Source organism: Kitasatospora sp. NPDC004289 (assembly GCF_053602875.1).
Genome location: NZ_JBSGEL010000028.1, coordinates 91,351 through 104,201 on the forward strand (window position 1 = coordinate 91,351; position 12,851 = coordinate 104,201).

Here is a 12,851-nt window from a genome sequence, read left to right on the forward strand (position 1 = left end):
TCCCTCCCCTGATGATGGCCCGTCGCGGCCGGGTCAGTGCGCGTGGGTGTGCGCGTGGGCCGACGGATCGTCCCGGTACCCCTCGCTGACCTCGACCACCACGCCGTCCGGGTCGGTCAGCCAGACGCTGCGCCACCCGGGGATGAAGTCGTCGAAGGAGAGCGGGCCCAGGGAGACCGGCACGTCCTCGTCCAGCCCGGACAGGAACTCTGTCAGGTTCTCGGTCTGGAAAGCGAGGTGTCTCACCGTTCCGGGGGTGGAAGGGCCGTCCTTCGTTACGTCGAGCGGCTCGCCGGCCCCCGCCGCGAACAGTTCCAGGTAGACCTGACCCTGCTTCACGAAGACGATCTGCTGGTCGCCCAGGTCCACCGTGCGGGCCCGCTCGAAGCCGAACCAGCGGTGGTAGAACTCCTCGGTCACCTTCTGGTCGGCGCAGTTGAGCGCGGCGTGCGACCAGCGCAGCTCCAGCCCGCTCACGCCGCACCGCCCTGCGCGGCCTTGCGGTCGACCAGGATGTCGATGATCTGACGGGCGAACAGGTGGGCGTGCTGCCCGGTCCGGCCGGTCACCAGGTCGTCGCCGTCCAGCACCACGTCGGAGTCCACGTACTCGGCGCCCATGTTCCGGACGTCGCCCACCAGGTTGTTGTGGCAGACCACCTTGCGGCCCCGGATGGTCTCCGGGACGGTGGCCAGCAGCCAGAAGCCGTGGCAGATGATGCCCTTGAGCACCGAGGGCTGGTCGAAGGCGCGCTTGACGAACTCGGCCGCCGGGGCCAGCACCTCCACGTCCTCGGTGTAGCGCAGCCGGTCCGAGACCATGCCGGAGGGCACGATGACGGCGGCGTAGGAGCGCAGCTCCTCGTCGCTCAGGCCCTCGAAGGACTCGGTCGCGGTGAACGGCACCCGCCACTCGTGGCCGGTGAAGGTGATCGCGTCCTGGCCCCACAGCCGGGTGAGGAAGTGGACCTCGGCGCCCTCCTCGGCGAAGCGGCGCTGGTAGTAGTGGATCTCGGGCTCGTAGTAGTCGCTCTCGATCAGCACGGCGATCTTCGTGCCGGTCAGCGGGCCCTCGCGGAGCACCAGGTCACCCACGGCGCGCCTCCTTGATCAGGTCGGACGCGCGCTCGGCGATGGCGACGATCGCGCTGTGGCAGTTGCCGGACGGGACGGCCGGCATCACGCTGGCGTCCACCACGCGGACGCCCTCGACGCCGCGCACCCGCAGCTGCGGGTCGACCACGGCCAGGTCGTCGATGCCCATCCGGCAGGAGCCGGCCTGGTGGTGGTAGCAGTCCGCGCGGTCGCGGACGAACTGCTCGATCTCCTTGTCGGTGCGCACGTCCGGGCCGGGCAGCAGCTCGCCCTTGAGGTGGCCCTTGAACTCCGGGGCGGCGAAGATGTCGCGGGCCAGCTTGAAGCCCTGGACCATCCGGTCCACGTCCGACTGGTCCCCCAGGTAGTTGGGGTCGACCAGCGGCTTGGCGAAGGGGTCGTCGCTGGCCAGCCGGATCGAGCCGCGCGAGGTCGGGCGGACCACGCCGGGCAGGATGGAGACCGCGTTCGGGTGGCCGGCGCCCACGATGATGTCGAACGACACGTGCACGAAGGCGAGTTGCAGGTCCGGCGCGATCATGCCGGGCTGCGAGACCGCGAACAGCGCGGACTCGGAGAGGTTCTGGTGGCCCTCCCGGGGCGGATCGACGGTCTCCGCGATCAGGCCGGTGAGGACGTGGTTGTGGAAGTTCTCGCCCACGCCCGGCAGGTCGGCGACGACCGGGATGCCGTGCTCGGCCAGCAGCTTGGCCGGGCCGAGCCCGGAGAGCTGGAGCAGCTTGGGCGACTCGATGGCGCCCTGACAGACGATCACCTCGCGGGTGGCCCGCACGGTGTGCACGCCGGGCTCCGCCTGGGTGGCGGCGGAGAGCAGGCGGCCCTCGCCCTCGGCGGGCTTCTCGGCCTCCTGGCGGTACGTCACGCCGACGCAGCGGGTGCCCTCGAAGACCAGGTTCATCGCCGTGGCCGAGGTGCGCAGGGTCAGGTTGGGGCGGGGCAGGGCCGGCTCCAGGAAGGACTGGAGGGCGCCCTTGCGGCGGCCGTTCTCCACGTCGATGTGGTGCCAGCCGGTGCCGATCATCTCGGGGCCGTTGAAGTCGTCCACCTCGCGGTGGCCGAGCCCCTTGGCGGCGTCGATGAAGGTCCGGGACAGCGGGTGGGGGTTCCCGTCGGCCGCGGAGGTGACGGTCTGGAGCTCCTTGAGCTTGGCGAAGTACGGCTTGAGGTCCGCGTAGGACCAGCCGGCCGCGCCCTGGTAGGCCCAGTTGTCGAAGTCCGAGGGGTGACCCTCGATGTGCATCATGATGTAGAGGTTGCTGGAGCCGCCGGGCAGCTTGCCGCGCGGCTCGTAGACCGTCCGGCCGTTCAACCCCGCCTGTGGCACGGTCTGGTAGCCCCAGTCCACCGGGGACCCGAGCAGTGTGTACCACAGTGGTGCGGCGTCCACGTTGGCCGGGACGAACGCGCCGCCGGCCTCCAGCACCAGGACCTTGACGTCCGGGTCCTCGGACAGCCGGTTGGCGACCACCGACCCGGCGGTGCCACCACCGACGACGATGTAGTCGTACTCCACCGGAGCGCTCATGACGCACCGTCCGGGGAGCCGAGAACGGCGCGGAAGGGCACCGTGTCGTGGAAGTTGGCCATGTAGGTGATCAGGCCGTCCACCACCTGGAAGTAGTTGACGACGTTCGCCTCGACCCGGCCGCCGGCCGGCGTCTCGGCGGTGATCTTCGAGACCACGGCCGCCTGCTCGCCGTCCACCACGAAGTGGGCGGGAACGTTCTGGAACGAGGCGTACATCTCCGGGAAGCCCTTCATCATCTCCCGGAGCGTCTCCCGCCCCTCGACGTGCCCTGCGAGCTGCTCGTCCATCACCTGGTCCACCGCGAACAGGTCGCACCAGGCGTCCCAGTTCCCGGCGTTCGCAAGCTGGTAGTACGAGGTCACTACTTCCCTGGTGTCCACCACGGTGCCCTTCCGCATCTGTGTGAGCCCGAACCGGGCCTGTGCTACCCGGCGCTCAGACGCGCACGGCGTTGGTCGCGAGCTGCGACCAGAACTGGTTGAACTGGGTGGTGCCGTCGCCGAAGATGGCGCCGCGGCCCTCGACGACCTTGCCGTTCTCCCACTTGAGCAGGTGGATGACGTCGATCTCCAGGCGGTCGTACGGGGAGAGGCTCCCCTCCTCCGCGGTGACCCGGGTGCCCAGGTTGTAGGAGACGTCGGCCGACCAGCCGGGAGCGGTGCAGATGGCGCTCCGGGTCATGATGAAGCTGCCGCCGGAGAGCTCCCCGACGCGCGTCATGAAGTCGAAGAAGCCGTCCAGGCCCTCCCACCAGCCGGCCAGCTGGTGGTTGCCGGGGACCAGCCAGCGCATGGACTCGTCCCAGTACTTCTCGATCTGGCCGCGGTCGCCCGTGGCGAGCGCCTCGTAGGCCGCGTTGACCAGCTCGGGGGTGACGTCGTCGGCCATGGCTCAGCCCGCCAGACGGGCGGCGATGCCCTTGAGCTGGAAGCGGCTCCACATGTAGCGGTCCACGCCGTGCTGGTCGGCGGTGTGCACCTGGACCTCGCGGATCTTGCCGTCCTCGATGCCGTAGGTGGTGCAGGTCGGGAAGAGGTACTGGACGCCCTCGGACTCGCCGTGGCCGCTGTGCTTCTCCACGACGGTGCCGTTGTCCAGCTCGCCGAAGTGCACGTTGTCGACCGAGATGCCGGCCTGGAAGAGGTCCGCGAAGAAGGCGATGACCTCGTCGGCGCCCTTCATCGAACCGGACAGCGGGTGGTGGCCCGGCATGTTCCAGACGATCTCCTCGTGGAAGAGCTCGCTCTTGATCTTGTCCATGTCGCCGGTGCCGAAGTACTCGTACATCTTCAGGATGATGTCGGTGTTGGACATGTGACTGCCTCTCGGTTCGGTGGTGCGATAAGGGAGTTGGAGCGAGGAGGGACTCTCAGAGCGAGGCCGAGCCCGGCATCGGGTCGAGGGAGTCCACGATGTAGATCTTGATCTGCGGGGCGCCGTCCGGGCCGGCCGAGACCACCCAGGTCTGGTAGGCGTCGAAGCCCAGCCAGGCGCTCTTGGGGCCCGGGGCGTCCCAGATCTTGGCCTGCCAGTTGACGACCACCTTGACGTCGGCGGAGGTCTCGGTCAGGTTGCTCACCTCGGTCGAGGTGACGGTGTGCACCTCGTCGAAGAAGCGGTTGGTGACGGCCTTGTACCAGTCGGCGAAGCCGGCGTGGCCCCGGGAGGTGGTCTCCGGGAAGCGCATCTCCAGGCCCTCGTCGACCAGGTAGGTCAGCGCGGTCTCCAGCGGAACGTGCTGGTCCAGCGCGCGGTACCAGTCGGCGACCATGGTCTTGATCGCCGTCTCGGTCAGTGCCATTTCTTCTCCTGCTGCGAAGGACTGCCGGTCAGCGGGTGACGGTCAGCGGGTGTCGTCGGTGAGCAGCTCGACCAGCAGCGGCCGACGGGTCGTCAGCATCCGCTCCACCACGTCGTCGATCTGGTCCGGCTTGTCCAGCCGGACGGCGTCGGCGCCCAGCGAGCGGGCCAGGCCGACGAAGTCGATCTCCGGGTGGGAGAGGTCGAAGGAGTGCGGGAACTCGTGCTTCTCGATGTCCCGCTCGACCCAGTACTGGTCGATGTTCTTGTTCAGCAGCTCGTACCGGTGGTTGTTGCAGACCACGAAGACGGCCGGCACCTCGTGCCGGGCGGCGGTCCACAGCGCCTGGTAGGTGTACATCGAGCCGCCGTCGCCGGTGAAGCCGACCACGGTCTTCTCCGGGTGGGCGATCTTCATGCCCACCGCGCCCGGGATGCCGACGCCCAGCGAACCGCCACGGGTGGCGAAGTAGTGCCCGGGCAGGCGCGGGTTGAGGTACCGGGTGATGTACGGCGAGGCGGTCAGCGCCTCGTCGAAGACCATCAGGTCCTCCGGGGCCCGCTCGCCCAGCTTCGCCAGGAAGGCACCGATCAGGGTGTCGTCCGGCGCCGCCGCGCGCTCGGCCTGCTCGGCCCGCCGCCGCTCGATGAACTCACTTGCCGCCGCGTCCTGTTCGGGCGTGCGCAGCCCGTCCAGCGCGGTGGCCAGGGCGTCCAGGGTGAGCTTCGGGTCGGCGACCAGGCCCAGCGTGACGGGGTGGTTCTTGGCGATCTCGTAGTCGTCGAGGTCGACGTGCACGATGGCCGCGCCCTCGGCGAACGGGGTGACCAGGTCCGGGAAGACCTCCGGGAACACGTACGTCCCCACGATCAGCACCGCGTCCGCCTCGCGCACCGCCGCCCGGCTGACCATGCCGAACATGTGGCCGATGGCACCGCGGGCCAGCGGGTGGTCGGCCGGCAGGTGCGCCTCCGAGGAGTCCACGAACCACACGTCGGCGCCCAACTTCTCGGCGACGCGCAGCAGTTCGGGCTCGGCCCCGGAGACGGAGACGCCGTCGCCGACCAGCAGCAGCGGACGCTTCGCCGGCGCCAGCAGCGCCGCCGCCTCGGCCACCAGGGCCGGGGCCGGCAGCGTCCGACGGTCGGGGATGACCGTCGGGACGACCGGCTCGTCGTTCGGGGCGTCCAGGATGTCCATCGGCAGCGAGACGAAGACCGGGCCGCGCGGCTCGGTCATCGCGGTCTTGATCGCGCGACGGAGCACCCGCAGCAGGGACCGCGGATCGACCACCCTGGTCGCCCACTTGGTCACCGGCCTGGCCATCGCGACCAGGTCGGCGGCCATCTGGGCGTCCATCGAGTCGTACTCGATGCCCGACTCGCCGGCGATGACCACCAGCGGCGCGTGACCGCGCTTGGACTGGTACATCATGCCGATGCCGTTGCCGAGGCCGACCCCGCTGTGCAGCTGGAGCAGCGCCGGGCCACCGGTCGCCCGGGCGAACCCGTCGGCGATGCCGGCCGCCACCGTCTCCTGCAGCGTCAGGATGTACTGGAAGTCGGGGTACTCCTCCAGGGCGTCGAGGAAGCCCTGCTCCACCGTGCCCGGGTTGCCGAACATGTGGGTGATGCCGTCGGCGAGCAGCTGCTCGATGATGGCGTTCTTGCCGAGCCTGGTCACAGGAACTCCCTTACCAGCCGTAGCGGGTCAGGCCGTCTTCCAGGACCTCGACCATCTTCTCGCCGGTGCGGTAGGAGTCCGGGGTCGAACGGCCCGTGATGAACGGGTAGTCGACGATCACCGAGATCTCCTTGCCGAAGTTGCCGTGGTAGCGGCCCTCGGGGGCGGTGGCGTCGCGGAGGATGTACTCCAGCGGGTACGGCGGCGGGCCCATCACGAAGTCGGTGCCGAGGAAGCCGGTGCCGTCCTTGTAGTCGTACTCCTTGCAGTGCCCGGTGACGTGCTTGCCGGAGATGATGCTCTTCCGGTCCTCCCAGTCACGGGCGAACGCGAGGCAGGCCACGCCGTAGCACTCGGCGCCGATCGGCTTGTCCGCGCGCAGGAAGTTCAGGATGACGTCGTGCACCCGGCCGTTGTTGGCGAGGTCCACGATCGGGCCGCTGCCGCCGACGATGAGCAGCGCGTCGTACTCGGCCAGACGCTCCGTCAGCTCGTCGCCGACCGCGTTGTTGTAGGCCTCCAGCTTGCGGAGGTAGTCCTCGTCGCTGGTGTACGGGCGGGTCGGGATCCAGGAGGAGAGGTCCTCCGGGCTGTCCAGACGGTCCGAGGCCTCCAGGTCGACGACCACCTTGGCGACCTCGGCGGAGACCACGCTGCGGCCCAGCGGCGGGTCGACGAAACCCGGGTCCATGCTCGGCGGCAGGGCGTGCGCCCGCTTGCCGGTGGGGGTCGCGAAGGTCACCTCGTAACCCTGCTTGTCGAATGCGTACAGCGGGCCGACGAGTTCCTCGCCCCAATAGCCGTACTCCGAGAGGAGTACGAGAACTTTCTTCGTCATGGCTACTCCGTTTTCGAGGCTTGTCACTGCCTGCCCTCAGAGACTGGGGCAGGCCGGGGGCAGGGTCAACGGCCGTGCGGGCCGGTCGGCACTCCCCCCGGAATGGGCCCGCACATTACGTCAAGTCCCGTGCGCCGCATTGTCGGAGTGCACTTTTTCCACCCGGAAAACTCCCCAAGGAATGCCCTGGGCTGCGACAATTCCGAGGTGTCGCCGACCAAAGGAATTGCCGTGCTTCAGTCAATCGCCGCGCCTGCGGAGCGGCCGGCTTCCGGGCCCGGCCCGCTCGACCTGCACCTGCTCGCCGAGGGGAAGCACCAACGCCTCTGGGAGGTGCTCGGCGCCCACCCCGGCACCGACGCGTCCGGCCGGCCCGGGGTCTCCTTCACCCTCTGGGCCCCGCGCGCGCACGAGGTCGCGGTGGCCGGCCAGGTGACCGGCGGCCGGGCCCCGGTCCCGCTGCGCCGGATCGGCACCACCGACTACTGGACGGTCTTCGTCCCCGGCGCCGAGGCCGGCCAGCGCTACCGCTTCGAGCTCCTCGGCGCCGACGGCGTCCGCCGCGCCAAGGCCGACCCGTGCGCCCGCTCCGCCCCGCTGCCCCCCGGCCCGGACAGCGTGGTGCACGCCTCCGACCACCACTGGGGCGACCGTGAGTGGATGATCCGCCGCGCCGCGGCCGACCCGCGCCGCCGCCCGCTCAGCGTCTACGAGGTCCACCTCGGCTCCTGGCGGCCCGGCCTGAGCTACCGTCAGCTCGCCGTCGAGCTCACCGCCTACGTCCGCGAGCAGGGCTTCACCCACGTCGAGCTGCTCCCCGTCATGGAGCACCCCTACGGCGGCTCCTGGGGCTACCAGGTCACCGGCTTCTACGCCCCCAGCTCCCGCTTCGGCTCCCCCGACGACTTCCGCCACCTGATCGACTCGCTGCACCGGGCCGGGATCGGCGTCATCCTCGACTGGGTCCCCGCCCACTTCCCCCGCGACGACTTCGCGCTCGGCCGCTTCGACGGCCACCCGCTCTACGAGCACCCCGACCCGCGCCGCGGCGAACACCCCGACTGGGGCACCCTGGTCTTCGACTACGGCCGCCCCGAGGTCGCCAACTTCCTGATCGCCAACGCCCTCTACTGGTGCGAGGAGTTCCACGTCGACGGCCTGCGGGTGGACGCGGTCGCGTCCATGCTCTACCTCGACTACTCCCGCCCGCACGGCCAGTGGGAGCCCAACCAGCAGGGCGGCCGGGAGAACCTGGAGGCCGTCGCCTTCCTGCGCTCCCTCAACGAGGCCGTGCACGGCCGCTTCCCCGGCGTCCTCACCATCGCCGAGGAGTCCACCACCTGGCCCGGCGTCACCGCCCCGCTGCGCGACGGCGGCCTGGGCTTCGACTTCAAGTGGAACCTCGGCTGGATGCACGACACCCTCGACTACTTCCAGCAGGACCCGGTCTACCGCGAGCACCACCACCACGGCATCACCTTCTCCACCACCTACGCCTGGACGGAGAACTTCGTCCTGCCGCTCAGCCATGACGAGGTGGTGCACGGCAAGGGCTCGCTGCGCAGCCGGATGCCCGGCGACGAGGCCGCCCAACTCGCCAACGTGCGGGCCATGTTCGGCCTGATGTGGGCGCTGCCCGGGAAGAACCTGCTCTTCATGGGCGGCGAGAACGGCGACCAGGGCGAGTGGAGCGAGGCCTACGGACTCCAGTGGCCCGGCCCCGAGGAGGCCGGCCGGCTCGGCGTCCGGCAGCTGGTCTCCTCGCTCAACCGCGCCTACCGCGACACCCCCGCCCTCTGGGCCCAGGACCCGGTGCCCGAGGGCTTCCAGTGGCTCGACGCCGACGACGCCGGCCACAACGTCTACGCCTTCCTCCGCCGCGCCCCCGACGGCACCCCGCTGGTCTGCGTCGCCAACCTCTCCGGCGCCACCTGGGACTCCCTCCGCATCGGCCTCCCCCGCCCCGGCCGCTGGCACGTCCTCCTCGACACCGACCCCACCGCCGCCCGCCCCACCACCCTCCGCACCACCCCCACCCCCCACCACGCCCAACCCTGGTCCGCCGAGCTCCACCTGCCGGCCCTCTCCACTTGCTGGCTAGTGGCCACGCCTCCGGGGGCGCGAGACTCTGCTGATCTGCGGCTCCGCCGCGCGGGCGCGCAGGGGAACGGCAACACGACCGGATAGCTGGCGAAAGTGGCCACCCTGGGGGCGCGGGGAACTGCGCGCGGGGGAACGGCAACACGTGCAACTGGCTCGCATGCCCCGATCTCACACTGGTCCGCCTCCGGTTCGCGCAGTTCCTCGCGCCCCCGGGATCACCAATTAGGAGTTGCCCCATGAAGCGCATCCTCGTCACCGGCTCCGCCGACGGCATCGGCCGTCAGACCGCCACCATGCTCGTCGCCCAGGGCCACGAAGTGGTCCTGCACGCCCGGAACGCCCAGCGCGCCGAGGACGCCCGCCGCGCCGTCCCCGGTGCCGCGGACGTGGTGGTCGGCGACCTCGCGTCCCTCTCCCAGACCGTCGAACTCGCCAAGCAGGCAACCGCCGTGGGCCCCTTCGACGCCGTGATCCACAACGCCGGGATCTCCCGCACCGGCAGCCCCCGCCAGGCCTCCGAGGACGGCCTGGAGACCACCTTCCAGGTGAACGTCCTCGCCCCGTACGTGCTCACCGCGCTGATCCCGCTGCCGCAGCGCCTGGTCTACCTCTCCTCCGGGATGTCCGACGGCGGCACCATCGACCTCTCCGACCTCCAGCGCACCCGCCGCCGCTGGGACGGCACCTCCGCCTACTGCGACTCCAAGCTGGCCGACCTGGCGCTGGCCTTCGCGGTCGCCCGCCGCCACCCCGAGGTGCACAGCAACGCCGTCTGCCCGGGCTGGGTGCGCTCCCGGATGGGCGGCAGCTCCGCCCCCACCGACCTGGCCACCGGCGCGGCCACCCAGGTCTGGCTGGCCGGCTCGGACGACCCGGCGGCCCAGGTCTCCGGCAGCTACCTGCGCCACATGCGCTTCCTCGACGAGGCCAAGCCGGAGACCAAGGACCCGGAGGTCCAGGAGGCCCTGCTCGCCGCCTGCGCCGAGCTCAGCGGCATCCGACTCCCCTGAGAGGTAACGGAGAAGGGCCCCGGTACCGAGGTACCGGGGCCCTTCTCGTGACGCCTCGTCAGGCCGCCGCCTCGCCGTCGTGGTCGGTGAGCTCCAGGCCGCGCTGGAAGCCGGCCAGCCGGAGCGTGCGTCCGACGGGCTCCTGCACGCCCGCGAGCGCGATCGACACCGGCTCCGGGAAGCGCTGGCGCAGGTAGAGCAGCGAGCGCAGCCCCGCCGAGGAGAGGTAGCGGACGGTGCTCAGGTCGAGCACCAGCCGTCCTATCTCGCGGCGTTGGGCCAGGGTGTCGAGCTGGCGGCGGAAGCCCGGCGTGCCGAGCGCGTCCAGTTCACCGCCGACCCGGATCTTCACCGTGCTGCCGCCGTGCCGTCTCGGACCGGCCGCATCACCGTTCATCGTGGTCATGGTCATCCCCCTTCTCCCCCCTCGCCGCGCTCAGCCGTCGTTCCGGCGTCCGACCAGGACCACCGCGGAGCGCGGGCCGATCGGGAAGCGCAGCTGGTCCTCCAGTGCGGGCTCGGCGCCCGGCGCGCTGATGTCCTCGGGCTCCTCGGCCGAGGTGTCGACCGCCCGGTGCCAGCGCATGTCGCCCGGCAGGTCCGGGAGTTCGAGCTCCAGGCCCTCCCAGTGGGCGTTGGCGGCGACGTAGACGAAGTCGGCCGAGCCGTCCTCGTGCTCGCCGCAGCGCATCACGGCCAGCACCCGGTCGCCCTCGGACCAGTCCGGCTGCCAGGCCCGGGTGCCGTGCCAGCTCACGTCCGGGTAGCCCGGGATGGCGTCGGCGCCGGTCGGGTGGGTGGCCCGGCGGAGCACCTCGTGCTCCTGCCGGAGGCGGATCAACTGGGTGGTGAAGCGCCGGAGTTCGTCGGCCTCGTCGGTCTTGGGCCAGGTCAGCCAGGAGATCTCGCTGTCCTGGCAGTAGGCGTTGTTGTTGCCGCCCTGGGTGTTCCCGAACTCGTCGCCGGCCAGGATCATCGGGATGCCCTGGCTGGTGAGCAGCAGCACCATCGCGTTCTTGGCCTGCCGCCGCCGCAGCGCCAGCACCTCCTGGTCGTCGGTCGGGCCCTCGGCCCCCGAGTTCCAGGAGTCGTTGTCGCTGTTGCCGTCCCGGTTGTACTCGCCGTTGGCCTCGTTGTGCCGCTCGTTGTACGAGAACAGGTCGTTGAGGGTGAAGCCGTCGTGGCAGGTGACGAAGTTGACCGAGGCGGTGGTGCCGCGGCTGCCGTAGAGGTCGGGCGAGCCGACCAGGCGGGTGGCCAGCTCGCCGACGGTGCCGGGCTCGCCCTTGAGGAAGCGGCGCAGCACGTCCCGGTACTTGCCGTTCCACTCGGCCCAGCGGCCGTAGTTGGGGAAGGCGCCGACCTGGTAGAGGCCGCCGGCGTCCCAGGCCTCGGCGATCAGCACGCAGTCCTTGAGCAGCGGGTCGTAGGAGAGCGCCTCCAGCAGCGGCGGGTTCTCCAGCGGAGCGCCGTCCTCGCCGCGGTCCAGGATGGAGGCCAGGTCGAAGCGGAAGCCGTCGACGTGGTACTCGCTGGCCCAGTACCGCAGGCAGGACAGGATGTAGTCGCGGACCACCGGGTTGTTGCAGTTGAAGGTGTTCCCGGTGCCGCTGAAGTTCTGGTAGTAGCCCTCGGGGGTGAGCTGGTAGTAGGTGCTGTTGTCCAGCCCCCGGAAGTGGATCGTCGGGCCGTGCTCGTTGCCCTCGGCGGTGTGGTTGAAGACCACGTCCAGGATCACCTGGATGCCGTTGGCGTGCAGGTCCCGGACCAGCTCCTTGAACTCCTCGCGCTGGCGCCCGGCGGCGCCGCCGGCCGCGTAGCCGGCCTTGGGGGCGAAGAAGCCCACCGTGGAGTAGCCCCAGTAGTTGAGCAGCAGGTCGCCGGTGGTCGGGCTGGTCCGGCTGTTCTCGAACTCGTCGAACTCGAAGACCGGCATCAACTCGACGCAGTTGACGCCGAGTTCCTTGAGGTAGGGGATCTTCTCGCGCAGGCCGGCGAAGGTGCCGGGCTCGGCCACCCCGGAGGACTCGTGCTTGGTGAAGCCGCGCACGTGCAGCTCGTAGACCACCAGGTCCTTGGCGGGCAGCCGGAGCGGGTGGTCGCCCTGCCAGTCGAAGTGGTCGGCGGTCAGCCGGGCCCGGTACTGGTTGGGGTTGTTCCAGTCCGGCTCCTCGCCCCAGGTGTCCCGGCCGGTGACGGCCTTGGCGTAGGGGTCGAGCAGCACGGCGGCCGGGTCGAAGCGGTCGCCGGGGGCCGGCTGCGGCGGGCCGAAGACCCGGTAGCCGTAGTCCACGTCGCCCTCGCCGATGCCCAGCACCGTGATCGCCCAGACCCCGCCGACCCGGTACTCGTCCGGGATCGGGATCTCGGCGACCGGTACGGGGTCGCCCGGCTTGAAGAGCACCAGCGAGACGTCGTCCGCCCGGCTGGAGTAGACCGAGAAGTTCACCCCGCCCGGCACGTAGGTCGCGCCGAAGGGGTAGGGGGTGCCGGGGCGTACGTCGTACCCCGCGATCCGATCGGTGGCGAACTCCTCCGCCGCCACCGTGCCTCTGTCTTCCGTGTCCACGTCGGTCCCTCCCAGAGCCGTGTGTCGCGTCGCGTCCGCCGTGCGCGCCCGTCGTGCCTGTTGTCGTGTCGTGTCCCCGTCGAAAAGTCCCGGGGAAGCGTCAGGGGCTATCCCCGCAGGTCGGCGCCCTGAACGGTCACCGTGACGGTCTTCTCCGCCGCCGGCACCTGCGCGGAGGCGGTCCCTGCGGCCGTGAACCCGAAG

General features: G+C 70.5%; 13 protein-coding genes. 2 read left to right on the forward strand and 11 right to left on the reverse strand.

Annotated features, from left to right (window positions below):
- Positions 1-33: 33 nt before the first annotated feature.
- From ACWEPF_RS20505 to ACWEPF_RS20545, 9 genes are read right to left on the reverse strand one after another with little or no spacing between them, the layout of a single operon-like run.
- A complete protein-coding gene (locus tag ACWEPF_RS20505; protein WP_345283796.1) occupies positions 34-477 on the reverse strand; it encodes a VOC family protein in 444 nt (147 codons plus the stop codon).
- Positions 474-1,094, reverse strand: a complete 621-nt coding sequence (locus ACWEPF_RS20510; RefSeq protein ID WP_452173665.1) for a DJ-1/PfpI family protein — start codon at positions 1,092-1,094, stop codon at positions 474-476. The genes ACWEPF_RS20505 and ACWEPF_RS20510 overlap by 4 nt, the downstream gene beginning before the upstream one ends.
- A complete protein-coding gene (locus ACWEPF_RS20515) occupies positions 1,087-2,640 on the reverse strand; it encodes a GMC family oxidoreductase (protein ID WP_452173666.1) in 1,554 nt (517 codons plus the stop codon). The genes ACWEPF_RS20510 and ACWEPF_RS20515 overlap by 8 nt, the downstream gene beginning before the upstream one ends.
- Complete coding sequence (locus ACWEPF_RS20520; protein WP_345283790.1) at positions 2,637-3,041, reverse strand: nuclear transport factor 2 family protein; 405 nt, start codon at positions 3,039-3,041, stop codon at positions 2,637-2,639. Before ACWEPF_RS20520 ends, ACWEPF_RS20515 begins: the two co-directional genes overlap by 4 nt.
- Positions 3,042-3,078: 37 nt before the next feature.
- Positions 3,079-3,531 (reverse strand): nuclear transport factor 2 family protein, encoded by a 453-nt coding sequence (locus ACWEPF_RS20525; protein ID WP_345283788.1) that lies wholly within the window; start codon positions 3,529-3,531, stop codon positions 3,079-3,081.
- A gap of 3 nt (positions 3,532-3,534) precedes the next feature.
- The gene (locus tag ACWEPF_RS20530) at positions 3,535-3,957 is read right to left on the reverse strand and encodes a nuclear transport factor 2 family protein (protein ID WP_345283786.1); all 423 of its coding nucleotides are present in this window, start codon (positions 3,955-3,957) and stop codon (positions 3,535-3,537) included.
- 55 nt (positions 3,958-4,012) lie between these two features.
- On the reverse strand, positions 4,013-4,444 hold the full coding sequence (locus tag ACWEPF_RS20535) for a nuclear transport factor 2 family protein (RefSeq protein WP_345283784.1): 432 nt from the start codon (positions 4,442-4,444) through the stop codon (positions 4,013-4,015).
- A gap of 42 nt (positions 4,445-4,486) precedes the next feature.
- Entirely contained in the window at positions 4,487-6,127 is a 1,641-nt protein-coding gene (locus tag ACWEPF_RS20540) for a thiamine pyrophosphate-binding protein (protein WP_452173667.1), read from the reverse strand.
- A gap of 10 nt (positions 6,128-6,137) precedes the next feature.
- Entirely contained in the window at positions 6,138-6,965 is an 828-nt protein-coding gene (locus tag ACWEPF_RS20545; RefSeq protein ID WP_345283780.1) for a type 1 glutamine amidotransferase domain-containing protein, read from the reverse strand.
- 231 nt (positions 6,966-7,196) lie between these two features.
- On the opposite strand from ACWEPF_RS20545, the gene glgB reads away from it, so the two are divergent.
- Positions 7,197-9,152, forward strand: coding sequence for a 1,4-alpha-glucan branching protein GlgB (gene glgB, locus ACWEPF_RS20550; protein ID WP_452173668.1), 1,956 nt, complete (start codon positions 7,197-7,199; stop codon positions 9,150-9,152).
- A gap of 152 nt (positions 9,153-9,304) precedes the next feature.
- Positions 9,305-10,078 (forward strand): SDR family NAD(P)-dependent oxidoreductase, encoded by a 774-nt coding sequence (locus ACWEPF_RS20555; protein WP_452173669.1) that lies wholly within the window; start codon positions 9,305-9,307, stop codon positions 10,076-10,078.
- 58 nt (positions 10,079-10,136) lie between these two features.
- Here the strand turns inward: ACWEPF_RS20555 and ACWEPF_RS20560 are convergent, their stop codons facing one another.
- Both ACWEPF_RS20560 and glgX read right to left on the reverse strand, forming a co-directional pair.
- The gene (locus ACWEPF_RS20560; RefSeq protein ID WP_380149445.1) at positions 10,137-10,484 is read right to left on the reverse strand and encodes an STAS domain-containing protein; all 348 of its coding nucleotides are present in this window, start codon (positions 10,482-10,484) and stop codon (positions 10,137-10,139) included.
- Between the two features lie 30 nt (positions 10,485-10,514).
- On the reverse strand, positions 10,515-12,647 hold the full coding sequence (glgX, locus tag ACWEPF_RS20565) for a glycogen debranching protein GlgX (protein ID WP_452173670.1): 2,133 nt from the start codon (positions 12,645-12,647) through the stop codon (positions 10,515-10,517).
- Positions 12,648-12,851 lie beyond the last annotated feature (204 nt).

Bases quoted from the DNA above. Each gene is read 5' to 3' on its own strand.
- ACWEPF_RS20515 (WP_452173666.1), bottom strand. From the start codon at position 2,640: ATGAGCGCTCCGGTGGAGTACGACTACATCGTCGTCGGTGGTGGCACC.
- ACWEPF_RS20520 (WP_345283790.1), bottom strand. From the start codon at position 3,041: ATGCGGAAGGGCACCGTGGTGGACACCAGGGAAGTAGTGACCTCGTAC.
- ACWEPF_RS20525 (WP_345283788.1), bottom strand. From the start codon at position 3,531: ATGGCCGACGACGTCACCCCCGAGCTGGTCAACGCGGCCTACGAGGCG.
- ACWEPF_RS20530 (WP_345283786.1), bottom strand. From the start codon at position 3,957: ATGTCCAACACCGACATCATCCTGAAGATGTACGAGTACTTCGGCACC.
- ACWEPF_RS20535 (WP_345283784.1), bottom strand. From the start codon at position 4,444: ATGGCACTGACCGAGACGGCGATCAAGACCATGGTCGCCGACTGGTAC.
- ACWEPF_RS20545 (WP_345283780.1), bottom strand. From the start codon at position 6,965: ATGACGAAGAAAGTTCTCGTACTCCTCTCGGAGTACGGCTATTGGGGC.
- ACWEPF_RS20555 (WP_452173669.1), top strand. From the start codon at position 9,305: ATGAAGCGCATCCTCGTCACCGGCTCCGCCGACGGCATCGGCCGTCAG.
- ACWEPF_RS20560 (WP_380149445.1), bottom strand. From the start codon at position 10,484: ATGACCACGATGAACGGTGATGCGGCCGGTCCGAGACGGCACGGCGGC.